The organism is Nannocystis exedens, assembly GCF_002343915.1.
Classification (GTDB): Bacteria; Myxococcota_A; Polyangia; order Nannocystales; family Nannocystaceae; genus Nannocystis; species Nannocystis exedens.
In genome coordinates this window covers 4,707,229-4,728,651 of the sequence record NZ_NETK01000001.1, presented here as the reverse complement: position 1 = coordinate 4,728,651, position 21,423 = coordinate 4,707,229, and the positions used below count along the sequence as shown (strand labels likewise).

Sequence of the window (21,423 nt, the reverse complement as noted above, 5' to 3'; positions counted from 1 at the left end):
GATCATCACCTGTCCTCCCGCCCACGCCGCACGGCGCGACGAAGACAGCTACAGGAGCGCGTAGGGGCTGTCAAACGCGCGCACACGCACGACGCGAGGCCGCGCGCGACGATGGGGGCGCAAGACACCTTGCGAGGTTCACCGCGACCTCGTTACCGTGAAGCGGTGCGGCGGATGTGGATCGGGGCGGCGCTGGTCGTCGCTTGTCAGGGCGGGGGCAAGGAGTCGGCGGGCGTCGACGGCACCAGCGAGGCGACATCGACGACGTCGACGTCAGGCACCTCGGAGGAGGTGACGTCGTCGCCGACGACGCCGGCGACGACGTCGATCGAGACGACGACGGTGAGCACGTCGACGAGCACGACCGAGGGGCCGACGACGGAGGCGCCGACCGGCACCGACGCGACGTCGACGACGACCGGGCCGCCGCCGGTGACGGCGGTGCCGGTGTTCATCGCCCAGGGTCACTACGGGCGCACGACGATCTCCTGTGACGACGGCCACACGTGGATTCAGGACAAGTCGCAGGACGACGCGGTGCGCTGCTTCGAGGCGGGCCTCGACTGCGATCACGACGCGTTCGCCGGTCGGGGGATCGCCCACGGCGAGCAGACCTTCGTGCTGACGTGGGGCTGGGGCGCGCCGGGGTCGGTGGTGCGCAGCGAGGACGCGTCGGTGTTCGAGACCGTGCTCGGCGACACCCCCACGTTCGCCGACATCGCGTTCGGCAACGGCCGCTTCGTCGCCAACAGCTCGACGACGCAGATCTCCGACGACCTCGGCAAGACGTGGACCGAGGGCGGCCCGCTCGACATCGACATCAACACCCGCGCGATCGAATTCTTTCCCCACGAGGCCGGGTGGTTCGTGGTCTCGGGCGAGAGCGGCGAGCAGCGGGCGATCGTCCGCAGCCCCGACGGGATCACGTGGACGCCGGCGACGACGCGGCCGCCGCAGTGCGGGGGCTACGTGATCGGCATGGCCTATGGGTCAGGTGTGGGGGTGATGGCCAGCGGCAACGGCCACGTCTGCCGCACCACCGACGGCGGCGACACCTGGGAGTACGTGCCGGTGTCCGCCGACCTATCGTCGCCGCCGATCTGGACCGGCTCGGAGTTCTTCGTCTACGAGGGCTCGACGCTGCACCGCAGCGCCGACGGGGCGAGCTGGCAGAGCGAGCCGATCTCGCCCGGCGACATCTCGATCGGCCAGGTCGCCCGCAGCCCCGGCGGCACGTTCGTGGCCGCGAACGCCGGCTGGATGGTGTGGTACGAGGAGCAGCGGTTCTTCCGCAGCGAGGACGGGGTGAACTGGGAGGTGCTGCCCGCGGAGGCGTTCACCGGCAGCCACCCGATCTACTTCATGGCCCACGGCGAGGTCGCGCCGGGCGCCGGGTGCCCGGCCGAGTAGCTCGAAAGGACATGTCGTAAGGAAATTCGACGCGCCGCCGAAATCGCCCGCGGCAGGCGCCGGTGGGGTGATCGCGGCGCCTTGTAAAAAAGACATGTTACAAAAAACATGTCTTGAGAGCCTGATGCCTCAGCGGACGCCGAGGCCGAGCAGGGCGGTCTGGCCGTAGACGACGGGGCCGGCGCCGAAGCGCTCGCGCAGGCGGGCGAGCACGTCGGCTTCGAAGGCCTGCCACTGCTCGGGCGCGAGGCGCTGGTGGATCAGGGCGATCGGGGCGTTGCCGCGGACGTTGAAGGTCCAGAACGCGGCGACGTCGGCGAAGTGGAACTCGTGGGTGACGGGCTCGACGCGGACGCCGGTGAAGCCGGCGGCGGCGAGGGCCGCGGCGAATTCGTCGGGCTGGGAGAGCGGGGCGGGGCCGCGGCCGAGCGGGAGCTCGGGCATGACGGCGCGCAGGGCGGTGAACAGGAGCGAGAGCGGGTGCGACTCCGCGAAGGGGCTCCACGAGCCGACCACGGCGCGGCCGCCGGGGCGCAGCACGCGATGCAGCTCGCGCAGGCCGCGGGCGGGGTCGGGGAAGAAGATCAGGCCGAACATCGAGAAGGCGGCGTCGAAGCTGGCGTCCGGCCACGGCAGGTCCTGACCGTCGCCGACGCGGGCGTCGACGACGAGGCCGGCCCGCTCGGCTCGCTCGCGCAGGCGGTCGATCATCGCCGCGGCGAAGTCGAGCGCGGCGACCTGCGCGACCGCGGGGGCGACCAGCAGCGCAAGGGTGCCGGGGCCGCAGGCGACGTCGAGCACGCGCGCGTCGGCGGCCGGGGCGGCGAGCGCGATCGCGTCGCGGGCGTAGGGGTGCAACATGTGGACGCCGCGCTCGGCGTACCACTCATCGACGAGGTTCCACGGGGCAGGATCGGCGAGGGGCGACGGTGAGGTCATGCCCAGACGGTGACAGCCGCGCCGGCGCCGGACAAGCCGCGGCCGGCGTGCGGAAGATCAATTTTTGCAAACTCATTGCAAATGAAATGGTTGTGCGAGTGAGGGCCGAGCCCGCGGACGCGGGGCTGCCGGGCGGTAGATGCAAGCGAAGAGCGTTTGCAATTCGATTTGCAAAAGCGTGCGGCGTAGGGTCGCACCGCGGCCGCCAGTCGGAAACCGGCCGGCCTCGCCGGGTCGGTGCGGCGACGCGGCGCGTGCTCGCGGCGCCCGAGGGCCACGCGGGCCTGCTCGAGCGCGACGCGAAAGTCGGAGGGCCCGAGGCGCCTCGCGTCCTCGCTCCGCGAGAGCCCGTCGTGTCCGTCCCGACGAGTCCTCGTCGCCGTCGTCGCCCTCGCCGTCGTCGCCCGTCACAGCCGCCGAGGCACGACGGCGAAGCAACCACGGGTGGTGACTGCCGGCGTGTTCACGCGCAAGCTCGGCGACACCGGTGCGCCGATCTCCCTGCGACCCGGGCGTACGACGAGCTCGCGGCCCAGGCGCGCACGCTCGGCGACCTCCCGACGCGTGCGTCGCTGTCGATCGCGCAGGAGCGCGATCGCAGACGCGGCTGCGCGGAGCAATGAGGAACCTCTCGCGTGCGCGGGCGCCAGCGCGCGCGGGGCCGGCTCTGGGGCGAGTTCACCGCTGCGTCGGCGCTGTTAGGCTCGGATGGGATGCCGAACAAGTTCGCGGGGTCGGGCCTGATGATTGCGCTGCTGATGGCGTGCGCCGAGGGCACCATCAGCGACACCGGGTCGATCCCGCTGCCCACCACGAACAACATCACCACCGCCCACCCGAACACCTCCGTCAGCGACAGCGACGGCAGCAGCGGCGACAGCGACAGCGGCAGCGGCAGCGAGGACGGGACCGGCGAGCCGCCGACGACGGGCTCGCCGGGGTCCACAGGCCCGCTCACCACGAGCGAGCCGGCGGGGGTGTGCGGCGACGGCAACGTCGACGCGAACGAGGCCTGTGACGGCGAGTCGCTGGTCGGCAGCACGTGCATGACCGAGGGCTACGGCGCCGGCACCCTGGTGTGCGGGCCCGACTGCAAGCTGTTCACCGACGGCTGCTACACCTGCGGCGACGGCATCGTCCACATGGCCGAGGCGTGCGACGGCACCAACTTCAACGGCAAGAGCTGCGTGAGCCTCGGCTACGGCGGCGGCAACCTGGTGTGCGCGCCGAACTGCAAGAGCATCGACACGGCCGGCTGCACGCCGCTGGCGACCTGCGGCAACGGCGTGAAGGAGGGCTCGGAGCAGTGCGACGGGGGCCAGCTCGGCGGTGCGACCTGCGTCGGCCTCGGCTACGACATGGGCGCGGTGTCCTGCACCCCCTCGTGCACGATCGACACGTCCGCGTGCGAGACGCTGGCGTGCGCCGGTCAGGGCGAGTTCTGCATCTTCGACGAGAACAACCCGCAGTCGAATTGCTGCCCGCCGGGGGTGAAGGACAACATCCTCGGCATCTGCGACATCTTCATCTGTTTCTGAGCGCGGGCGGCGACGGCCGCGATCCGCCGCGGCTGTCGCGGCGCGTCGCCGGGGCGTATCCTCGCAAGACAGGAGCATCATGGCCAGCGAAGCCGCCGTCAATGCGCAGATCACCGACGCCGTGCCGACCGCCGTCAATTCGCAGATCAACGACGCCGCGACAGAGACCGTCAACTCGCAGATCACCGACGCCGTGACGCAGAGCAACGTCAAGGTGATCGGCGACGCGCCGGCGGTGGCGATGGCCTCGCTCTACCGGACGATGGCGCACTCGACGGGGCTCATGGTCCAGAACGCGGTGACGGACCAGCAGCAGCTCAACATGGCCGCGCAGGCGGCGACGGTCCAGGGGGTGGCGCTGCTCTACGGCGTCGACACGACCGCGGACGGGGTCGCCGCGGGGAAGGTGAAGAAGTGACGGCGAACGACGAGGCCGAGGCGTTCGCCAGGACCGCGTCGGCGGTGACGCAGGCGGTGACGCGGGCGCTGGCGCAGCTCGAGGCGGTGCTGGCGGCGCAGCGGCGCGGGATCGTGGCCCTCGCCGCGGTCGGCGGGATCGAGCTGCCGGCGCTGCCGGCTCCCGCTCCGGCGCTCGACGATCAGGTCCCGAAGGACATGTCCGAAGGGACACCGGCGAGCGAGGCCCAGGACGACCCGGCGGGGCTGGCCCGCGCGGCGCTCTACCAGGTCGCGGCTCACGCGATCGGGATGGCGCTGCACAACGCGGTGACGGCCCAGCAGCACCTGAACGTGCTCGGCCAGGCGGTCGCGGCCCAGGCGGCGGCGCGGGTGCTGGCGGGGCGCGGTGAATGACGGCCGAGGACGCCGACGAGGCGATGCCGCGGGCGAGCGACGAATGACGGCCGAGGACGCCGACGAGGCGATGCCGCGGGCGAGCGACGAGGCGGCGCCGGCGGAGCGCGACGATTGACGGCCGAGGACGCCGACGCCGAGGCGATGCCGCGCGTCGAGGCGGCGCCGGCGAGGTGCGGCGAATGACGGCCGAGGACGCCGACGACGAGGTGATGCCGCGCGCGAGCGTCGAGGCAGCGCTCGCATGGCTGGCGACGCGGACGCCGCTGCAGCGGGCGCCGCGAGGGGCGCTGCCGGGGGCGATCGCGGCGCTGCGCCCCCGCCTGGGCCGCGCGCTGCCGGCGAGCCTGGTCGAGTTTCTACAAAAGTTTCACTGGATCGCCACCCACTCGGTGACGACGCTGGCGGTCGAGAGCAGCGAGCGCCGCACGATCGAGACGGCGCGCCGGGTGATCGCGGAGTACGTCGAGGCGACGTGGCGATCGCTGCCGCGGGTCGACGACACGGCGCGCGCGAACGGAGAGGCGCTGCTCGCGTGGATCCCGGTGGTCGAGATCGGCAACCCGCTGCCCTTCGGCAGCGCGCTGTTCCTCGACGAGGCGGGCGCGTTCCGCCGCGCGTCGGTGCGCGAGTTCCCGTTCTCACGATTCGGCGACGAGGCGACGCCGTCGTTCACGACGGCGCTGCTGACCACGCTCGCCGCGTGGCACGAAGGCTGAGCGCGTCGCGGCAGCGGGCCCGAGCGGCGATCATCGTCGCGGCTCGACGCGATCGCCGCGAGTTGCCGCGATGGCAGACCTCCCTCAGGCTTGCGACTATGCACCGCCGCCGATTGCTGTCACCCCTGAGCCTGCTGTTCTGGATCGGCGTGGCCTACGTGCCCGCGCTGTCCGGGTACTTCTTCGGGCCCGACCGCTGGTACCACCGCCTGCACAAGCCGGACTGGACCCCGCCCGACTCGGTGTTCGGCCCGGTGTGGACGTCGCTCTACGCGACCCTGGGTATCAGCGTCTACCTGGTGGCGCGCAAGGACAAGCACCCGCTGCTGCCGTGGGCGATCGGGCTGTTCTTCCTCTACCAGCTGCTCAACGCGGCCTGGTCCCCGCTGTTCTTCGGCCTGCACCGCCCGGACCTGTCGCTGGTGTGCGTCGGCGTGCAGTGGTTCGCGCTGGTGTCGATGATCCGCGCGTTCATCAAGATCCGCCCGGCCGCCGGTCTGCTGCAGATCCCGCACCTGCTGTGGGTGACATTCGCGTTCGCGCTGAACGCGGCGATCTGGCACCTCAACCGTTGAGCCCGGCGGGCGCCGTGGGCGGTCCCGGGGCCAGCCCGCTTCGTGCTTCCTCTTTATCATATGTCCCCCGGGACATGTGTTTGTAAGCATGTCCTGGGGGACATTTACGCCGGGGCGACGCGATCGAGCGGCGGGAGGGGGCCGGGGCGGCAGCGGAGCCGCAGCGGTAGCGGGAGCCGTCCTCGGCGACCTGCGCGCCGTATTCGCCGGTCCGCACGCCGAGCTCGGGCGGAGGTCGAGGCGGCGCCGGGCGCCCGAGGGGACGAGCCGGCGTGAGCCGCCCTCCCCAGGCGACGTCGAGGATGGGCCGACCGGCGGCGCTGCAGCGGAGCGACTGGCGGGGAGCGGGGCGCCCTGCGCAGCACCTGGCGGAGTGAAGACGCGATCGCCGAGCGCGATGGGGCGGCTCTGCCGGCACCCGACGAGCGCGCCCCGAAGGACCGCCGTCGACGCCGGCCTGCGCCGGCGAAGTCCTGGCGGCGGCGAGCGAAGGCGGCCCCGCATGCGGCGAGGGTCACAAGAAAGCGCGGAGCCCCGCGGCGAGGGCGGTAGAATCGGCGCATGGCGAGCGCGCGACCGCTGCGAGAGCTGCTGAAGGGCCGCGGGGTCGCCGAGGCCTGCCGGTCGATCGACCCCGGCGATCCGCAGCTCGAGGGGCTGCTCTACGAGGGCCGCCGCGCGACCGTCGGAGACGCGCGCGCGGCCGAGCACGAGGCGCGCACGCTGAAGCTCGGGCCGGGCGAATACGCGGCGTGGCGGGCCCAGCAGCGGCGGCCGCTCCAACACATGATCTCGGGCGCGCCGCTGGCCAGCGATTCACCCGCGCCGTTCGTGCTGGGCGGCCTGGAGTGCCGCAGCGTGTGGTCGTTCTATCAGTGCCTGAAGCTGCCGGAGGACGACCCGGCGCGCGCGGCGGTGGCGGCCGGGACGTCGGGCCGGCGACGGGTCGGCACGGGCGGGCGCCGGACGTTCCGCTGGCGCGGCGAGGAGATCGCGGTCGGCTCGCCCGAGCACGGGGCCCTGATCGCCCGCGCGACCGAGGCCAAGCTGCGGGCCCACCCGGACGTGTGCCAGGCGCTGCTGGCGACCGGGATGTCGCTGCTGTACATGGGCCCCGCCGACGCGCAGGCGCTCGGCCGCTACATGCCGCTCGCGCTGATGGTGCTGCGATTTCGGCTGCAGGGAAAATGATGATGGATGACTGAAAGGATATGTCTTGAAGGACATGTCTTGAAGGTCAGACGAAGCGGCGGGCGAACGGGCCGAGGGTGCGCTGCTCGAGGCTGGTGTCGAGGACGGCGAACACGACGCGCTCGAAGGCGCCGCGGAAGGGGCCGGTGAGGGCGGCGTGGAACTGGTCGGCGACGAGCTCGGGGTCGCAGCCGAACGCGCCGCAGCCCCAGGCGCCGAGGACGACGCCGTCGTGGCCGTGGCGGGCGGCGAGGGCGAGCACGCGGGCGATCCGGCCGGCGAACACCCGCGGCAGCTCGGGCTCGCGCTCGGGCGCGTGGCGGCGCAGGGCGTTGCGGTTCGGCGCGGCGGCGGTGATGAAGCCGCACGGCCAGGGCGCCTCGAGCAGCGGGCCGTCGTCGCCGCGGAACACCGGGACCGCCGGCGAGTAGATCATGCCGTGGCCGTGCATCGCGTCGTGCCAGCCGCCGTGGTCGCCGTACATCGCCCGGCCTTCGAGGCACACGTACAGCGCCGAGGCGCGGCACAGTGACTCCTCCTGGGCCCGCGCGCCCGAGAGGAACCCGCCGCCCGGCCGGCGCGCGGAGGCGAAGTTGAGGGCGACGACGTCGAGGCCGGCGTCGTGCAGCCGGCGCGCGGCGACCAGAGTGCTGTCATTGACGACCTCGATGCGCGTCGACCGGCGACCGCCGGGGGCGAGGCCGAGGGCGAGCGCGGGGGGAATGTCGACGGTGCCGGCGATCGCCCGCGCGATCGCGTCGGCCAGCTCGACGACCCGGCCCGACGGAGCGGTGTATCTGCCGGCGCGACAGACCTTCAGGGCCTCCGCCCCCATGGCCGCGGCGTCGGACCGGCAGATCTCGCGAGGGTCGCGCATGTCGCGAGGATCACCGATCGGCCGCCGCGCGTCGACGATCGAGAACGCGCCCCGGTGATTCGGCGGATTTGGTAGCGTGCCGCATGATCCGCGGATTAGGGAATTTCTCGTGGGCGGCGTGGCTGGCGGCCGGATCGATCGGCGGCTGTTCGGGCGGCGGCGACGGCAGCACCGACGCCACCGGCGCGACGACCACGATGGCGACGACGGACCCGCCGGCGACCACCGGCGAGGCGGCGAGCGACGCGACGACCACCGGCGGAACGACCGCCGAGCCGCCGGCGAGCACGAGCACGGGCACGACGGCGGCGCCGACGACCGGGACGCCGACGACCGGCGAGCCGACGACCACCGACGCGAGCACCACGGGGGGCACGACGGGCGCGCTCGGCAGCGCGGGCTGTGGTGTGATGAATCCTGCGAGCGGGGGCCTGACGATCGCGGTGCAAGATCAATCAGGGCAGTACATCGTGTCGCTGCCGCCCGACTACGACCCGAATTCGCCGTACCCGCTCGGGTTCGCGTTCCACGGCCGCAACCGCACCGGGCCCAATTGTCAGGACGGCGACTGCGCCGGGTTCCAGGCGGCGATGGGCGATCACGCGATCCTGGTGTACATGACGTCGCTCGGCGGGACCGGCTGGGAGGGCGACGGGGAGCGCGAGATCAACGCCGAGTTCTTTGAAAAAGTGCTCGAGCAGCTGGTGAACAATTACTGCGTCGACGAGGCCCGCGTGTTCGCGGCCGGCACCAGCTCGGGCGCGCACTTCGTCAACATCCTCGGCTGCCGGTTCGGCGACCGGCTGCTGGCGGTCGCGCCGGTGGCCGGCTACCTGCCGGAGAAGGAGGATTGCGTCGACCGGGTCGCGGCGCTCGTGATCCACGGGATCGCCGACGTCCACGTGCCGTTCGGCAACGGCGAGGAGGCGCGCGACTTCTGGCGCGAGCGCAACGGCTGCAGCGACGAGACGGCGCCGCCGATCGCCGACGTCCACGCGGCGGTCGAGGCAGAGCCGGAGAGCCACGGCTGCGCGGCGTATCAGGCCTGCGACGTCGGTTTGCCGGTCGTGTGGTGCGAGCACAGCGAGGGCGGCTACGACGGCACGACGCACGGGTGGCCGCTGTTCGGCGGGCAGCAGATCTGGGAGTTCGTGCAGAGCCTGTGACGACGACGCGAAGGGGCCGCGACCGGCGAGGCGCCGATCGCGGCCGTGGGGCGGGCGCTGCGCGTCAGATGTCGTCGGACTCGATCACCAGGTCGAGGCAGATCTCCACGTCGATGAAGATGAAGCCGTCCTCCTCGTGGATGTCGATGTTCTCTGCGATGTCGTCGTCGTCGTCGTCGTCGTCCTCGTGGTGGTCGTTGTCGTCGTCGTCGTGGTCGCCGTCGCGGGCCTTGAGGTCGTTGTCGGCGTGGCAGAAGGCGGCGCCGCCGGTCTCACATTGGCTGCGGCACGTCGCCAGGCGCTCGTCGACGCAGGTGGCGAAGTCGCCACCGCGGGCGCGGCTGGCGATCTCCGACTGGCACAGCGGCGCGACCGCCTCGGCGGTGCAATTCGACAGGCACTGCGGGCCCTCGACGAGGTCGCACGAGTAGGAGCGGTCCTCCTGGGCGAGCACGAGCTGCGCCTCGAAGCAGACCTGCAGGGCGATGAATTCGTCGCCGCCGCCGTCGTCGTCGTCGTCGCTGTCGTCGTCGTCGCGGTCGCCGTCGCGGTCGTCCCACAGAGTCTCCGGGGCCTGGGTGGCGAGGGGACGCGCCATCGTCGGCTGGGAGGTGACGAACGGCAGTGCGAACGCGAGCGCAGGGGCCAACATGAGAATGTTGCGAGACATGGTAGCAATCCTTTCTTCCGGAGGACGGCGAGTCGATCCCTCCGCCGCTCCCGACTCGAAGGATGATTGCGTCGCGCGGGCGAGCAATCGCGAATTGTGGCCAGGAACGGCCGCGCGGGCCCCTCGCCGCCGCCCGCGGCCGCGAATACACCGGCGAAATCGCGGTTGTCCCCCGATCGCGGGACGAGCCCGCGCAGCGGCGAATTGCGACCGTCGGCCCCGCGGGATGTAACGCGCTACACAATATACATAGTGGAGCATCCGAGCCGCCCGCCGCGCCGGCCGGATCGGAGAGCGCGCCGCAGGCCGCGTCCGGTCCGCCGCCGGCCGCAGGGGCAGGAACTGGGCGGATTCATTGGACAAGCGGCGCGCCCGCGGCGGCCCCGGAGCCCGCCGCGCACGACCGGGCCGATCTCGGCGCCTCGCGTCATTCGCCGGTCTGTACATATCGGCCGTCGCCCACACGAGGCCGCGGCGGGCCGCGAGTGTTTGCGTGTGGGACATTCATCGCACCCGCCGCGCGGCGACCGGCGCGCCGTGAAACTATGATTATATGTCTGAAGAGTCATGGCGCGGGGAGCAGGCTCGGCGCCCCGCGCCTGGGAGGTCCCGCCCGGAGGTCGCCGTGGGGCCGAGCTCGGCCCGGCCGTCGCTCGAGTCGTGGCGGGTCGCCGGAGGGACGGGCAAAATCACGGAGAGGGAGGTGCCCGACGGCAGGACGCGAGCGCGAGGTCAGGCCGCCGTCGCGCGATCCGTGGCGATGCTCCGGGTCGTCATGGCCTCCGCAGCGGCGAAGGGACCGGGCGTGGAGCTCGCGGGCGAGGCCCGAGTCCGGGCGCCCGCGGCCGGCCGGCGAAAAATTGCGCGTCCGCGTGAACCGGCGCGGCCCCGGCCCCGACTGTACGGGTGGAAGCACCGATGAGCCGCGAGACCAACCGCATTCGTCACGAGCTGCTGGCGCTCCGCTGCCGGCGGGGGGAGCCCGACGCGCTGGCCGAGCTGGTGCGGGCGTGGGAGCCGCGGCTGTTCTTCTACGTGCGGCGGATGCTCGTCGACGAGGAGGAGGCGTGGCAGGTGATGCAGGAGGTGTGGGTGGCGGTGCTGTCGCGGATCGATCGGCTGCGCGAGCCGCAGTGCCTGCCGCAGTGGCTGTACACGATCGCCCGCAACACGCTGATGACCCACCTGCGCGAGCGCTACGCCGAACGCGAGCGGGTCGCCGGCGAGGCGCCGGAGCCGATCGACGAGGCCGATCCGCTGGGCCGCTGGGCCGACGCGGAGCAGGTCTACGCCGGGCTGGCCCGCCTGCCGCCGGTCGACCGCGAGGTGCTCACGCTGTGTTTCTTGGCTGACCTTTCGATCGCCGAGATCGCCGCGGTCCTGGCGATCCCGCCGGGCACGGTGAAGTCCCGGCTGTTCAAGGCGCGACGGGCCCTGCGGGCCGTGCTGGAAGGAGAGGAGTGATGACTGACCGTTCGGACAGGTTCTCGGACCGGCTGCTCGAGCTCGAGCAGACGCACACGACGGCGGCGCTGCGCGAGCGGCATCGCCTGCAGGTGGAAGCGATGCTGGTGCGCCCGCTGTCGCCGCCGCAGCGGCTGCTGCACGCGGCGGTGGCGACGGCGGGGCTGGCGGGCGCGGGCGTGTGCGCGGCGCTGGTGGTGAGCGAGCCGGCCACGCTGGCGCCGCTGACCCGCGCTGCGCTGACGCTGTGCGCGGGCTTCGGGGCGAGCTGGTCGCTGTGGGCCGTGGGCGTGCTGCGGCGCGGGGCGGTGCATCGCCGGCGCGACCGCGGGGCAGCGGCGCGGATGGCCTTCGGCTTCACCCTGGTCGCGGTGCTGATGGTGGCGGCGCTGGCCGCCGCGTCGCCGGGCCCGGCGTCGCCGGGGCTGCTGGCGATGTCGCTGGCGCTGCTGGTGACGGCGGCGGTGGTGCTGCTGATGCACGCGATCGAGCAGGAGGGGCTGCGCGGACGCGAGCACATGCTCGCGCTGCAGCTGCAGGTGCTGGAGCTGACGGCGAGCGTTCGCGGGCGGGACGGCGATTGTGCATAGTCCGGGGAGGGGTCTTGCGAATCGCCGGACCCTCTGGCAAGTTGCGCGGCCTTATGTCCGATATCGACGTTGTCCGCGCGCTCCGCAGCGAGGGGCTCGACGGGCTGGCGCGGCGCCTCGCGCTGCAGACCCGCCGGCACCGCGAGCACCCGCAGCTGGTCCTGCTCAAGTACGACATGATCGAGACGCCGATGGGCGACCCGGTGGCCCGCCAGTGTCGCGGCCTGGTGGTCGACGAGGCCGACGGCTTCCGCCCGGTGGCGTACCCGTACGACAAGTTCTTCAACGCCCACGAGGGGCACGCGGCGCCGATCGACTGGAGCACGGCGCGCGTGTTCGAGAAGATCGACGGGACGCTGTGCACGCTGTACGCGTACCGCGGGGCCTGGCACGTGGCGAGCGCGTCGCTGCCCGACGCGCAGGGGCAGCTGCGCGGGGCCGGGTGCAGCGTGGCGGAGGCCTTTTGGCGGGTGTTCCGCGCGGGCGGCTACGCGCTGCCCGACCGCGCCGACCACTGCTTCATGTTCGAGCTGTGCCTGCCGAGCGATCCGGTGCTGATCCGCCACGCCGCACCGCGCCTGCTCCTGCACGGGGCCCGCGACCTGACGACGATGCAGGAGGTCGAGCCCCACCCGTTCGCGCGCGCGTACGGGTGGGAGCTGGTGCCGACGCACGCGGTGTCCGAGCTCAAGCAGGCGCTGCAGCTCGCCCGCGAGCTCGACCCGGCCCGCCACGAGGGGCTGGTCGCCCGCGACGCCCGCTTCCACCGGGTGAAGATCAAGTCGCCGGCGTTCGTGGCGCTGCACCACATGCGCGGCGCGACCAACCTCCGCCACCTGCTCGAGGTGGTCCGCACGAACGAGAGCGACGAGTTCCTGGCGTACTTCCCGGAGGCCCGCCCGGCCTGGCGAGCCGTGCGCGACCGCTTCTTCGCCCTCCGCGCGGAGGCCGAGGCGGCGCTGGAGCGCGGCAAGGAGCTCGCCGACGACCGCGCGTTCGGGCAGTCGGTCCGCGACCTGCCCTACCACTCGCTCCTGTTCGCGGTCCGCAAGGGCAAGGCGCCGTCGATCGCGGCCGTGTTCGCGGAGATGTCGCTGCAGAACCTGGAGAAGCTGCTGCGCCTCGGCGAGCTCAGCCGCGAGCTCGGCGTGCCGCTCGAACCGCGCGCCCGCGGGCCGGTCGACGACGCGTGAGCCCGGCCCGCTCGCGCCTCGCGCGGGCGGCTCGGTGCGGCCGGTCGGGGGCGATGGATGCGCTCGGGGACATGCTCTATCGAGCATGTTTGAGAGGGCAGGATCCCGGAAGGCGGCGCCTCGCGCTCGTCGGCGAAAGGCTCGGCCCGGCCGGGTCGCGGCATGCGCTTCAGGACATGCGCTTTCGGGCATGCTTGAGAGGACATGCCCCTCAAAACATGTCCTTGGAGGGTTACAGGCCGATCGCCTGCAGGCAGGTGAGGACGAGCGGGAGGGTGGCGAGCGACAGCAGGGTGGTGACGACGGAGGCGGCGGCGGCGAGCTGGGCGTCGCAGCCGGCGTCGGTGGCGATGATCGCCGAGACCACGGCGGTCGGCATGGCGGCCTGCAGGACGGCGGTGCGGGCGACGTCGCCGCGGACGTCGAGGAGGAGCAGGACGAGGCAGGCGATCGCCGGGGCGACGAGCAGTTTGATCGCGGCGATGCCGGCGAGCGGGACGGTCTGGCCGCGCAGCGAGCGGAGGTCGAGGCCGAGGCCGATGGTGAGGAAGGCGAGGACGGCGGTGGTCTGTCCGACCTGGGCGAGCGGGCGCGCGAGCGCGGCCGGGAGGGCGATGCCGGCGACGGCGAGCGCGAGGCCGACGAGGACGGCGACGATCATCGGCTGGCGCAGCAAGGAGCCGCCGGCGCGGAGGAGCCGCGGGACCCGCGGGCTGTGTACGGGAGCCCGCGGCCGCGCCATGGCGCCGGCGAAGGCGACGCCGAAGGTGAGCAGGAGGATGGTGGTGTCGACGGTGTCGATGATCACCGCGGCGGTGGCGGCCCCACGCGAGCCGGGGAACACGGCCAGGACGAACGGGACGCCGAGGAAGGCGGTGTTGGCGAAGGCCGCGGTGACGCCGGCCGCGCCCTGGGCCGGCCGCGAGGCGCCGCGCAGGCGCATGAGCACGACGCCGAGAGCGCAGGCGCTGAACAGGGCGACGGTGCATGCGAGCACCGCCGGCACCAGCGCGGGCTCGAAGCGCGCGTCGGCGAGGATGACGACGATCAACGCCGGCATCGTGACCTGCAGGATGACGCGCGCGAGCACGTCCGGCGCGCTGGTCGGCACGGCCCCCGTGAGCCGCAGCAGCTGGCCGACGGCGACGAGCCCGAACAGGGCGATCAGGAGGGGGAGGACGTCGCCGGTCGGCACGGCGAGACTGTTGTAGTCGCAATCGCGGGCGCTGTCTGCGTCGACGGACGGCGAAGGCGGCGAACTGCAGGGGGCCGTCTGCGGGCTACGGCGAAGGTGACGGACCGTGGGCCTCCGTCGGCCGAATGACGGGGAGGTGGCGAAAAGGACAGGTGTCCGCCGTCGGCTCCTGCGGGACGATTCGCCCGTGAGCTCGCGGCGTTCCAGCTCGCGGCCGTCTTGCTCGCGGTTCTCCTGGTGACCGACCGGCTCGCGGTCTTCTGTTCGCGGCGCCCTCGCCCGGCGAGCACCAGCGCGAGGCGCGGGCCTCGATCGCGGCCACGTCGGCGAGGCCGGGGCGGGTGCGGTCGTCCCACCCGCCGTCGAAGGCGGTGGTGCCGAAGGTCGTGCCGCAGCGCAGGCCCTCGAGGCGGCGCGGGTCGGTGACGCGGCCGCGACGAGCACATGACCGATCGGCCATGTACAGCGCGCCGTTGCTTCGGACTTGCCAGCCCCGGGCCGGCGCACGCACCATCGAGCGCGACATGACCACGTTCATCGCGCTCCTCCGCGGCATCAATGTCGGCAGCACGCGCAAGCTGCCGATGGCCGGGCTGCGGGCGCTGGGCAGCGAGCTCGGGTTCGCCGCGGTGCAGACGTACATCCAGAGCGGCAACGTGGTGTTCACGGCGAGCGGCCCGGCGGCGGCTCACGCGGCGGCGCTCGAGCAGGGCATCGTGCGGGTGTTCGGGCTGCAGGTCGACGTCATGGTGCGCACGGCCGCCCAGTGGGGGCAGATCGTGGCGGGCAACCCGTTGCGGGCGGAGGCCCAGGCGGAGGCCAACCACGTGCTGCTGGGGGTGCCGAAGCAGCCGCCGAAGGCCGACGCGGCGGCGAAGCTGCAGGAGCGCGCGACGGCGGGCGAGCGAGCGGTGGTCGCGGGCGAGGTGCTTTGGTTCCACTACCCGAACGGGATCGGGGGTACCAGGTGGTCGCCGGCGCTGATCGATCGGCTGGTCGGATCGCCGCTCACGGCCCGCAACTGGCGGACGGTCCTGCAGCTGGCCGCGATGGCCGGGGTCTGATCCGCGGTCAACGGCGAGGCAGCGGCCAGTCCCAGGCGAGGCCGAGGACGCCGCGCAGCAGGGGCACGCCGATCCGGAAGGCCTCGACGCCGCCGCTGCGGATGCTGAGCGGCGGGAGCAGGAGGTCGAGCACGGCGCCGGCGTGGGCGGACAGCCGCGGGCCCAGTCGCACGGCCAGGGTGAGGGTGGCCGAGAGCATGCCGATCGGTCGAACGTCGCTGGCGCTGCGGTAGGGGCTGGTGGCCCGTCCGACGGCCCAGCCGAGGGCGAGACCGCCGCCGAAGCCGAGGCGCAACACGGTGCGCGAGCCGAGCTGCCGGCGCAGACCGAGCTGCGCGCGGCCGCCGACGAGGCCGAGCAAGATCGATCCGCGGAGGTCGTCGCGCCAGCCGGGCGTCACGAGCGCGGTGAGGCCGCCGCTGAATTCGAGGCGAGGAGTGAGCTCGCGCCAGCCGGCGAGGTCGAGACCCGTGAGGACGCCGGCGCCTCCGGGACCGCCGCCGAGGCTGGCGGCGACGAGCAGACCGTGATGTCGCACGGGCGCAGCAGGGGGGACGGGCGAGGTCGGCGGGAGGTCGTCCACGAACTCGGCGAGCGCCGGCACGGCGGGCGTCTGCGGGCGCGGCTGCGGCGGGGGTCCGGGCGGGGGAACCGGGGCCGAGGGGGTGGGCGGAGTTGAGGTCGAGTCGAGCGGGAGCGAGGCGCTCGATGCCGGCCGCGAGGCGGAGGGCGAGGGTTGTGGCGAGGTCGCGCTCGCGGGCGCGGCGACGGCCCACGGGGCCAGCGGGACCAGCGGAGCGGCGGGCGTGGCGGTGACGGCGACCGGCTCGAGCTCGGGGCGGGCCCGGGTCTCGGTGTGGACCAACTCGGCGGCGCGGAGGGCGACGAGGCCGGGGTGACGGCTGTCGTCGACCGCGAACTCGAGGCGGCGCGGCGCGGTCGCAGCAGGATCGACGAGCCAGAGCGTGACGTCGGCGCGCTCGTGGTCGCGGGAGATCTGCACGGCCGCGGCGGCGGCGTGCTCGGCCAGCAGCGTCGCCATGGCGCCGTCGTCGCGGCCGCGCGCGCCGGCGTCGGTGACGGTCATGCCGAGCGCGCGCAGCTCGTCGCGGACGCGCAGCTCGGCGAGCCGCCAGCGGGCGTCGGGGGCGTGGACCAGGACGACGGTGGCGGCGGAGGCAGGGCCGCCGCCGAGGAGCCAGACCGTGGCGGCGAGCAGACATGCGGCGCGGCGAGCCATCGCGCGACAAGGATGCCCGATGCCCGGCCGATCGGCGACAGGCGGTCGCGGAGCTCGATCGGACCCGCTCGCGGCGCGTCGACGCGACGAACCCGCGGCACACGCGGGTGGCCGAACGAACATGTTTATAAGAACATGTTCAAAGGTTTATGCGCAGAGCTCGCTTCAAGGTTTCGCGGGCGCCCCGGTCGCCGTCACGGGAGGGAGCACACCCCGAGGTGCTCCAGCCCGGCCGGGGGCGGGCCGTCCTGGTAGAAGGGTTGGCAGTGCAGCTCGAGCCCGGGGCAGGTGTCGGGAGAATTCAGGTCGCAGAGGGGGAGGCAGCAGCCGAGCTCGTCGAGGTCGCACTCGCCGGCGCCCGCGGGGTCGTCGCAGAACAGGCCGTCCGCGCACTGGTCGAAGGATTCGCACACCTCGAACAGCCCTCGCTTCGGCGAACCGCTGTCGGGCCAGCACCCGAACCCGGACGAGAGCGGCGCGCAGGATTCGCCGGCCGGGCAGGTCGGCAGCAGCGGGTCGCAGGCGGCGAGGCACAGCGGCAGGGCGAGGTCCATGCACACCTGGCCGAGAGGACAGGTGGGGTCGTCGAGGTCGCCGGTGCAGAGCGGGATGCAGGTGCCCTTCTGACTCCGCGGATCGACGTCGTGGCAATAGAGGCCGAGGTCGCAGGTGTCGGGCCCGAGGTGCCCCTCGACGAGCACCTGACACGGCTCGCCGAGCTGATCGGGCTCGGGGACGAGGGTGGTGCAGGCGATGCTGTCGGTGTCCAGCGGCGGCGGCCCGGCGACGGCGCATTTCTGGCCGGCGGGGCAATCCTGGGCCCATACGTCGCACTTCACGTCGACGGGGGGCATGATGAAGCTGCCGTCCTCGCCGGTGGTGGGGAGGCAGACGAAGGTGCAGTCGTCGGGGATGCCGGTGGTGATGGAGGTGTCGGGGGCGCTGCTCGAGGCCGAGGGGCCGGAGGTCGAGGACATCGAGGCGCCGGAGGTGGCCTCGGGCGGCGGACCTGCGGTGTCGAGCGCGGTGGTGTCGGCCGGGCCCGAGGTGTCGAAGCCGATCGTGGTGGTGAGGATCGGGTCGAGGACTCCCGGGCCGCAACCGGTGAGCGTGATGGCGAGGAGGAGCGCTCGACGCATGCGGAGAAAGGTCGCGCGAGGCGGGGCGGGCGGCTCAGCAAAATTCGGCCCGCTCGCGGCCGGGCGTGAGGGCGCGGCCGCGGCGGGGAAATTGCGATCGTCAGGGCAGGACGCAGGCGCCGACGTGCTCCAGCCCGGGCGGGAGGTCGCCGGGGGCGAAGTACGGCAGGCACTCCTGGCCGACGCCGGGGCAAGTGCCGGGGGCGCTGAGGTCGCAGTAGGCGAGGCAGCAGCCGGCGCCGTCAGGGTCGCACTCGACGGCGCCCTGGGTGGTGCTGCAGAACAGGCCGTCGTCGCACTGGTTGACGAGATCGCAGCTCTCCAGCGGCCCCTTCGGCGGATCGGTGTCGCGCCAGCAGGCGAACCCGGGGTAGAGCGGGATGCACACGTCGTCGTCCGGGCAAGTCTCGAGCAGCGGGTCGCAGGCCTCGAGGCACAGCGGGACCTCGTTGGAGGTCAGGCACACCTGGCCGGCGCCGCAGACCGGGTTGTCGGGGCTGCCGGTGCAGATCGCGTGGCAGGTGCCTTGCTGCGTGACGGGGTCGACGTCGAGGCAATACAGGCCGACGTCGCAGGTGTCGGGGCCGAGGTGGCCCTCGACGAGCACCTGGCAGGGCTCGCCGAGCTGCGCGGGGTCGGGGACGATCGGGGTGCAGGCGATGCTTCCGGAGCTCACCGGCGGAGGCCCCTCGGCGGCGCACTTCTCGCCGGCAGGGCAGTTCTGCGTCCACACGTCGCATTGCGCGGGCGGATCGTCGGGCGGGACGATGAACACCGCGCCGCTCGGGTCGGGGCTGTCGGTGGTGACGGTCGAGGTGTCGCTGAGGGTGGTGGCCCCGTCGGTGGTGCCGCCCGGGTCGTCGGTGGTGACGGTCGAGGTGTCGCTGAGGGTGGTGGCCGAGTCGCTGGTGCCGGTCGAGGTCACCCAGGGGCCGGTCTCGGAGGTGACACCGGTGGTGATGATCGGGTCGAGGATGTCGCAGCCGCCGATGGCGAGGACGAGCGCGAGGGGCAAGGGAGAGTGCAGGAATGTCGGCATGCCCTGGAGTCGCGGGTGGCCGGATCGACGGCTCACGCTTTTGTCGTCGCCGGCGAGGCGGGACGAGCGCGGTCCGAAAGCCCATGCTGCGGGTCGCGAGGAGTGCGAGCCGCGGCGAGCCCGAGCCCCCGGGCGGGCGAGCTCGTCCGGTGATTGCGGGGCAGGCGCTGCAGGACGCGAGGCGTCGAACGTCGGCGCCGCGGGAGGAGCGTGAACGCCGCGCAGCGGGCCCGGCGGAGCCGCGGAACGAATGTGGGGGGTCGCTCTTCGCGGGGCGTCGAGCGAATGTTCGGCCGCTCGCCGATGGGTCGGGCGACGCTCGGGCCAGCGGACGAGGTCTTGTCAATGCTGCACGCCGAGCTCTTCGAGGCGGCGGCGGGCGTCGGCGGCCAATGCACCATCTGGCGCTTCGGACAGGTACTTATTGAACCAATCGGCGGCGGCGGCCGGGTCGCGGTCGAGGTCGAGGGCGACGCGGCCGAGCAGGAAGGCGGCCGTGCGGGCGCGCGGGTCGGTCGGAAAGCGCCGGCGGAGGGCGAGCAGGGCCTCGCGCGCGTGCGCGGCGTCGCGGGTGACGCGGGCGCAGTGGGCCAGCAAATCGAGGCGGTCGGCGGCCAGCGTGCGGTGCAATTGCGAGAGGCCCTCGCGCTCGGCGGCAGCGAGGGCGGCGGCGCAATCACCGGCCTCGGCCAGGGCGATCCACGCGGGAAAGGACGGATTCGCGGCAGAGGTGCTCGCACGGGCTTCGGCGGAGCGGGACGACGGCGGCGAATCGGCTGAGGACGGGCCGCCGGCGGAGCGGGGCGAGGGTGGCGAATGGGAGCTCGAGGAGGGGCTCGGGCGGGCGTCGGCGGAGAGTGAGGTGTCGGGCGCGGTCGAGGAGGCGGCGTCGGCGGTCCGCGCCTCGGCGCCGAGGTCCGATGTTCGCGGGGCGGTCGCGATCGGTGGGAGGCCGGAGCGCGTGGCCGGTGGATCGTTCGCCGCGGCGACGATCGCGGAATCGCGCAGCTCGAGGCGCTGACCGGGGCCGACTCGCGTGGTGCCGGCGGCGTCGGCGACGTCGACGCTGCCTCGCGCGACGTCGACGCGGAAGGTGCCGGTCTCGGGGCTCCACGCGGCGGTGACGTCGGCGTCGGTCAGCGCGACGGTGAAGGGGCCGGCGGTCACCGACCACGCGCGGCCGGGGACGGGCCGGACGCGGAGGGTGACGGCGCCGCGCTCGAGGGCCAGCTCGACGTGGGCGGGCTCGGCGCGGGTGAGGCGAGCGGCGGCGCGGGCGGCCAGCTCGGCGCGGTCGTCGTCGGGGAAGTCGAGGACCAGGGCCTCGCGCTCGGGGGCGGCCAGCCGGGTGCCGACCATGACGGCCTGCTGGGCGACGGTCACCGTGAGCGGCGCGGTCAAGGTCGCGGGGCGGGCGAGGAACATGGCCAAAAGGACAGCTGCGGCCAGGGGCACGAGCCACCAGGTGGTGCGCTCGCGGCGGACGCTCGGGGCGCGGGTGAGGCGGGCGACCGCGGCCCGCTGGCGCTCGCGGCGGACCGGGCCGGGGCCGTCGCCGAGGTTGCGGGCGACCTCGCGGGCGAGGCGCTGCACGGGGTCGGTCATCGCTTCCCCTCGAGTTCGCGCAGGTGTTCGGCGAGCATCGGGTCGCGCTCGGCGAGCCGGCGGAAGCGCGCCTGGGCCGCGGACAGCCGGCGCTTGACGGTGGCGAGCGAGCAGTCGCAGGCGGCGGCGACGTCGCCGAGCGGCTGCTCGTCGATGAAGCGGAGGGCGAAGGCGATCCGCTCGTCGGCGGGGAGGCGGGCGAGCACGCCGTAGGTCCGCTCGAGCAGCTCGCGCGCCTCGTGCGAGGCGGTCGGGGTGTGAACCTGCTCGGCGGCGGCCGCCTGCATGCCGAACAATCGCCGCACCCGGCGACGGCGAATCTCGCTGCGCACGGTGTTGACGGTGACGGCGGCGACCCAGCCGTGCAGGGCCTCGGGTTCGCGGACGCGCTTCAGGCCGGCGAGGAGGGCGACGAAGACCTGCTGCACGAGGTCGTCGTGGTCCTCGTCGGCCCCGAGCACGCGCCACACGAGCCGGTTGACCTGCGCCCCCACGAGGTCGAACAGGGCCGCGCCGGTGCGCGGATCGCCGGCGTGCGCGAGCTCGAGCAGCGCCGTCGCGGCGTCGGCCGCTCCCCGCCGTTCGGGCTCGTGCTCGCTGCGGAGGACTCGCAGGGACATCCGGGTCCAGAGGTCGCACGAGCCAGGGCCGACGGCTCAGAATAGATTCGGACCTGCGCCGATGCCGCGAACGGGCGCGGTTTGCCGCGTTCGGCTGGTCCTGTGCAGCCTTGGCCACCGTTGCCGCGAACGGCAGGGCGGGGCGCGCGGGGGTCGTTGCCGATCGCGGCCGAGGCGGCGGCCGGACTGTCGCGGCGCCAGAAGCCGCGGGGAAGTGGCAATCGCCCGGGCCCGGAGAGCTTCCATCCGCGCCGGTCCGCCGGTCCGTCACCCGTTCGATGCCGCCGGTCGCGATTGCCGGCGCGCTCGCGCTGCTCGCCGGATGCGGCGATGACCCTGGAGGCGAGCACGGGCACGACGGGGGCCGAGGCGCCGC

The 21,423-nt window shown here is 73.4% G+C and carries 22 protein-coding genes; 12 read left to right on the top strand and 10 right to left on the bottom strand.

All coding sequences use genetic code 11. The features are described 5' to 3' along the window. Nucleotides 1-206: 206 nt before the first annotated feature. Entirely contained in the window at nt 207-455 is a 249-nt protein-coding gene (locus NAEX_RS18620; RefSeq protein WP_096328828.1) for a hypothetical protein, read from the bottom strand. On the opposite strand from NAEX_RS18620, the gene NAEX_RS18615 reads away from it, so the two are divergent. Next, nucleotides 442-1,410 (top strand): WD40/YVTN/BNR-like repeat-containing protein, encoded by a 969-nt coding sequence (locus NAEX_RS18615; protein ID WP_143140895.1) that lies wholly within the window; start codon nt 442-444, stop codon nt 1,408-1,410. The genes NAEX_RS18620 and NAEX_RS18615 overlap by 14 nt on opposite strands. A 129-nt stretch (nt 1,411-1,539) precedes the next feature. Here NAEX_RS18615 and NAEX_RS18610 read toward each other — a convergent pair whose 3' ends face one another. Next, nucleotides 1,540-2,349 (bottom strand): class I SAM-dependent methyltransferase, encoded by an 810-nt coding sequence (locus NAEX_RS18610; protein WP_096328826.1) that lies wholly within the window; start codon nt 2,347-2,349, stop codon nt 1,540-1,542. 713 nt (nt 2,350-3,062) lie between these two features. On the opposite strand from NAEX_RS18610, the gene NAEX_RS18605 reads away from it, so the two are divergent. From NAEX_RS18605 to NAEX_RS18580, 6 genes are all read left to right on the top strand, one after another. Beyond that, complete coding sequence (locus NAEX_RS18605) at nt 3,063-3,887, top strand: hypothetical protein (RefSeq protein ID WP_096328825.1); 825 nt, start codon at nt 3,063-3,065, stop codon at nt 3,885-3,887. A gap of 79 nt (nt 3,888-3,966) precedes the next feature. Further along, the gene (locus NAEX_RS18600) at nt 3,967-4,305 is read left to right on the top strand and encodes a RebB family R body protein (RefSeq protein WP_096328824.1); all 339 of its coding nucleotides are present in this window, start codon (nt 3,967-3,969) and stop codon (nt 4,303-4,305) included. Beyond that, nucleotides 4,302-4,700 (top strand): RebB family R body protein, encoded by a 399-nt coding sequence (locus NAEX_RS18595; RefSeq protein ID WP_096328823.1) that lies wholly within the window; start codon nt 4,302-4,304, stop codon nt 4,698-4,700. The genes NAEX_RS18600 and NAEX_RS18595 overlap by 4 nt, the downstream gene beginning before the upstream one ends. Before the next feature lie 182 nt (nt 4,701-4,882). After that, nucleotides 4,883-5,419: a hypothetical protein gene (locus NAEX_RS18590; RefSeq protein ID WP_096328822.1), complete on the top strand. Its 537-nt coding sequence runs from the start codon at nt 4,883-4,885 to the stop codon at nt 5,417-5,419. 113 nt (nt 5,420-5,532) lie between these two features. Beyond that, complete coding sequence (locus NAEX_RS18585; protein WP_211302430.1) at nt 5,533-5,994, top strand: TspO/MBR family protein; 462 nt, start codon at nt 5,533-5,535, stop codon at nt 5,992-5,994. A 561-nt stretch (nt 5,995-6,555) separates the two neighbouring features. Continuing rightward, nucleotides 6,556-7,185, top strand: coding sequence for an NADAR family protein (locus tag NAEX_RS18580; RefSeq protein WP_096328820.1), 630 nt, complete (start codon nt 6,556-6,558; stop codon nt 7,183-7,185). Between the two features lie 46 nt (nt 7,186-7,231). On the opposite strand, the gene NAEX_RS18575 is transcribed toward NAEX_RS18580, so the two are convergent. Beyond that, nucleotides 7,232-8,062: a TIGR02452 family protein gene (locus tag NAEX_RS18575; protein WP_211302429.1), complete on the bottom strand. Its 831-nt coding sequence runs from the start codon at nt 8,060-8,062 to the stop codon at nt 7,232-7,234. Between the two features lie 83 nt (nt 8,063-8,145). On the opposite strand from NAEX_RS18575, the gene NAEX_RS18570 reads away from it, so the two are divergent. Then, entirely contained in the window at nt 8,146-9,228 is a 1,083-nt protein-coding gene (locus tag NAEX_RS18570; RefSeq protein ID WP_096328819.1) for a CE1 family esterase, read from the top strand. A 64-nt stretch (nt 9,229-9,292) separates the two neighbouring features. On the opposite strand, the gene NAEX_RS50400 is transcribed toward NAEX_RS18570, so the two are convergent. Next, a complete protein-coding gene (locus NAEX_RS50400) occupies nt 9,293-9,898 on the bottom strand; it encodes a hypothetical protein (RefSeq protein WP_170135818.1) in 606 nt (201 codons plus the stop codon). Between the two features lie 918 nt (nt 9,899-10,816). Between NAEX_RS50400 and NAEX_RS18560 the strand changes: the two genes are divergently transcribed. The 3 genes from NAEX_RS18560 to NAEX_RS18550 are packed head-to-tail and all read left to right on the top strand — an operon-like array spanning nt 10,817 to nt 13,145. Beyond that, nucleotides 10,817-11,362 carry an RNA polymerase sigma factor gene (locus NAEX_RS18560; RefSeq protein ID WP_096328817.1) on the top strand — a complete coding sequence of 182 codons (546 nt, stop codon included), beginning with the start codon at nt 10,817-10,819 and terminating at the stop codon, nt 11,360-11,362. Beyond that, nucleotides 11,362-11,952, top strand: coding sequence for a hypothetical protein (locus NAEX_RS18555; RefSeq protein ID WP_096328816.1), 591 nt, complete (start codon nt 11,362-11,364; stop codon nt 11,950-11,952). Before NAEX_RS18560 ends, NAEX_RS18555 begins: the two co-directional genes overlap by 1 nt. Nucleotides 11,953-12,005: 53 nt before the next feature. Next, a complete protein-coding gene (locus NAEX_RS18550; protein ID WP_096328815.1) occupies nt 12,006-13,145 on the top strand; it encodes an RNA ligase in 1,140 nt (379 codons plus the stop codon). Nucleotides 13,146-13,377: 232 nt separating this feature from the next. Here NAEX_RS18550 and NAEX_RS18545 read toward each other — a convergent pair whose 3' ends face one another. Continuing rightward, on the bottom strand, nt 13,378-14,340 hold the full coding sequence (locus tag NAEX_RS18545) for an AEC family transporter (protein WP_096328814.1): 963 nt from the start codon (nt 14,338-14,340) through the stop codon (nt 13,378-13,380). 524 nt (nt 14,341-14,864) lie between these two features. Here NAEX_RS18545 and NAEX_RS18540 point away from each other — a divergent pair. After that, entirely contained in the window at nt 14,865-15,404 is a 540-nt protein-coding gene (locus tag NAEX_RS18540) for a DUF1697 domain-containing protein (RefSeq protein WP_170135817.1), read from the top strand. Nucleotides 15,405-15,411: 7 nt separating this feature from the next. On the opposite strand, the gene NAEX_RS50395 is transcribed toward NAEX_RS18540, so the two are convergent. The 5 genes from NAEX_RS50395 to NAEX_RS18515 form a co-directional block, all read right to left on the bottom strand. Next, nucleotides 15,412-16,644, bottom strand: coding sequence for a hypothetical protein (locus NAEX_RS50395; protein WP_096328812.1), 1,233 nt, complete (start codon nt 16,642-16,644; stop codon nt 15,412-15,414). A 194-nt stretch (nt 16,645-16,838) separates the two neighbouring features. Continuing rightward, nucleotides 16,839-17,783, bottom strand: a complete 945-nt coding sequence (locus tag NAEX_RS18530) for a hypothetical protein (RefSeq protein ID WP_096328811.1) — start codon at nt 17,781-17,783, stop codon at nt 16,839-16,841. A gap of 100 nt (nt 17,784-17,883) precedes the next feature. Then, entirely contained in the window at nt 17,884-18,798 is a 915-nt protein-coding gene (locus tag NAEX_RS18525; protein WP_143140898.1) for a hypothetical protein, read from the bottom strand. Nucleotides 18,799-19,164: 366 nt separating this feature from the next. Then, nucleotides 19,165-20,427 carry a tetratricopeptide repeat protein gene (locus NAEX_RS18520; RefSeq protein WP_096328809.1) on the bottom strand — a complete coding sequence of 421 codons (1,263 nt, stop codon included), beginning with the start codon at nt 20,425-20,427 and terminating at the stop codon, nt 19,165-19,167. Next, on the bottom strand, nt 20,424-21,047 hold the full coding sequence (locus NAEX_RS18515) for an RNA polymerase sigma factor (RefSeq protein WP_096328808.1): 624 nt from the start codon (nt 21,045-21,047) through the stop codon (nt 20,424-20,426). Before NAEX_RS18515 ends, NAEX_RS18520 begins: the two co-directional genes overlap by 4 nt. Between the last annotated feature and the right edge of the window lie 376 nt (nt 21,048-21,423).

What these genes read in the sequence shown, in the direction of transcription:
- NAEX_RS18620 (WP_096328828.1), bottom strand. Translation starts at nt 455, where the DNA reads ATGAACACCGGCACCGCCGTCACCGGCGGCGGCCCGGTCGTCGTCGAC.
- NAEX_RS18610 (WP_096328826.1), bottom strand. Translation starts at nt 2,349, where the DNA reads ATGACCTCACCGTCGCCCCTCGCCGATCCTGCCCCGTGGAACCTCGTC.
- NAEX_RS18605 (WP_096328825.1), top strand. Translation starts at nt 3,063, where the DNA reads ATGCCGAACAAGTTCGCGGGGTCGGGCCTGATGATTGCGCTGCTGATG.
- NAEX_RS18600 (WP_096328824.1), top strand. Translation starts at nt 3,967, where the DNA reads ATGGCCAGCGAAGCCGCCGTCAATGCGCAGATCACCGACGCCGTGCCG.
- NAEX_RS18590 (WP_096328822.1), top strand. Translation starts at nt 4,883, where the DNA reads ATGACGGCCGAGGACGCCGACGACGAGGTGATGCCGCGCGCGAGCGTC.
- NAEX_RS18580 (WP_096328820.1), top strand. Translation starts at nt 6,556, where the DNA reads ATGGCGAGCGCGCGACCGCTGCGAGAGCTGCTGAAGGGCCGCGGGGTC.
- NAEX_RS18575 (WP_211302429.1), bottom strand. Translation starts at nt 8,062, where the DNA reads ATGCGCGACCCTCGCGAGATCTGCCGGTCCGACGCCGCGGCCATGGGG.
- NAEX_RS18570 (WP_096328819.1), top strand. Translation starts at nt 8,146, where the DNA reads ATGATCCGCGGATTAGGGAATTTCTCGTGGGCGGCGTGGCTGGCGGCC.
- NAEX_RS50400 (WP_170135818.1), bottom strand. Translation starts at nt 9,898, where the DNA reads ATGTCTCGCAACATTCTCATGTTGGCCCCTGCGCTCGCGTTCGCACTG.
- NAEX_RS18560 (WP_096328817.1), top strand. Translation starts at nt 10,817, where the DNA reads ATGAGCCGCGAGACCAACCGCATTCGTCACGAGCTGCTGGCGCTCCGC.
- NAEX_RS18555 (WP_096328816.1), top strand. Translation starts at nt 11,362, where the DNA reads ATGACTGACCGTTCGGACAGGTTCTCGGACCGGCTGCTCGAGCTCGAG.
- NAEX_RS18550 (WP_096328815.1), top strand. Translation starts at nt 12,006, where the DNA reads ATGTCCGATATCGACGTTGTCCGCGCGCTCCGCAGCGAGGGGCTCGAC.
- NAEX_RS18540 (WP_170135817.1), top strand. Translation starts at nt 14,865, where the DNA reads ATGACCACGTTCATCGCGCTCCTCCGCGGCATCAATGTCGGCAGCACG.
- NAEX_RS50395 (WP_096328812.1), bottom strand. Translation starts at nt 16,644, where the DNA reads ATGGCTCGCCGCGCCGCATGTCTGCTCGCCGCCACGGTCTGGCTCCTC.
- NAEX_RS18530 (WP_096328811.1), bottom strand. Translation starts at nt 17,783, where the DNA reads ATGCGTCGAGCGCTCCTCCTCGCCATCACGCTCACCGGTTGCGGCCCG.
- NAEX_RS18520 (WP_096328809.1), bottom strand. Translation starts at nt 20,427, where the DNA reads ATGACCGACCCCGTGCAGCGCCTCGCCCGCGAGGTCGCCCGCAACCTC.
- NAEX_RS18515 (WP_096328808.1), bottom strand. Translation starts at nt 21,047, where the DNA reads ATGTCCCTGCGAGTCCTCCGCAGCGAGCACGAGCCCGAACGGCGGGGA.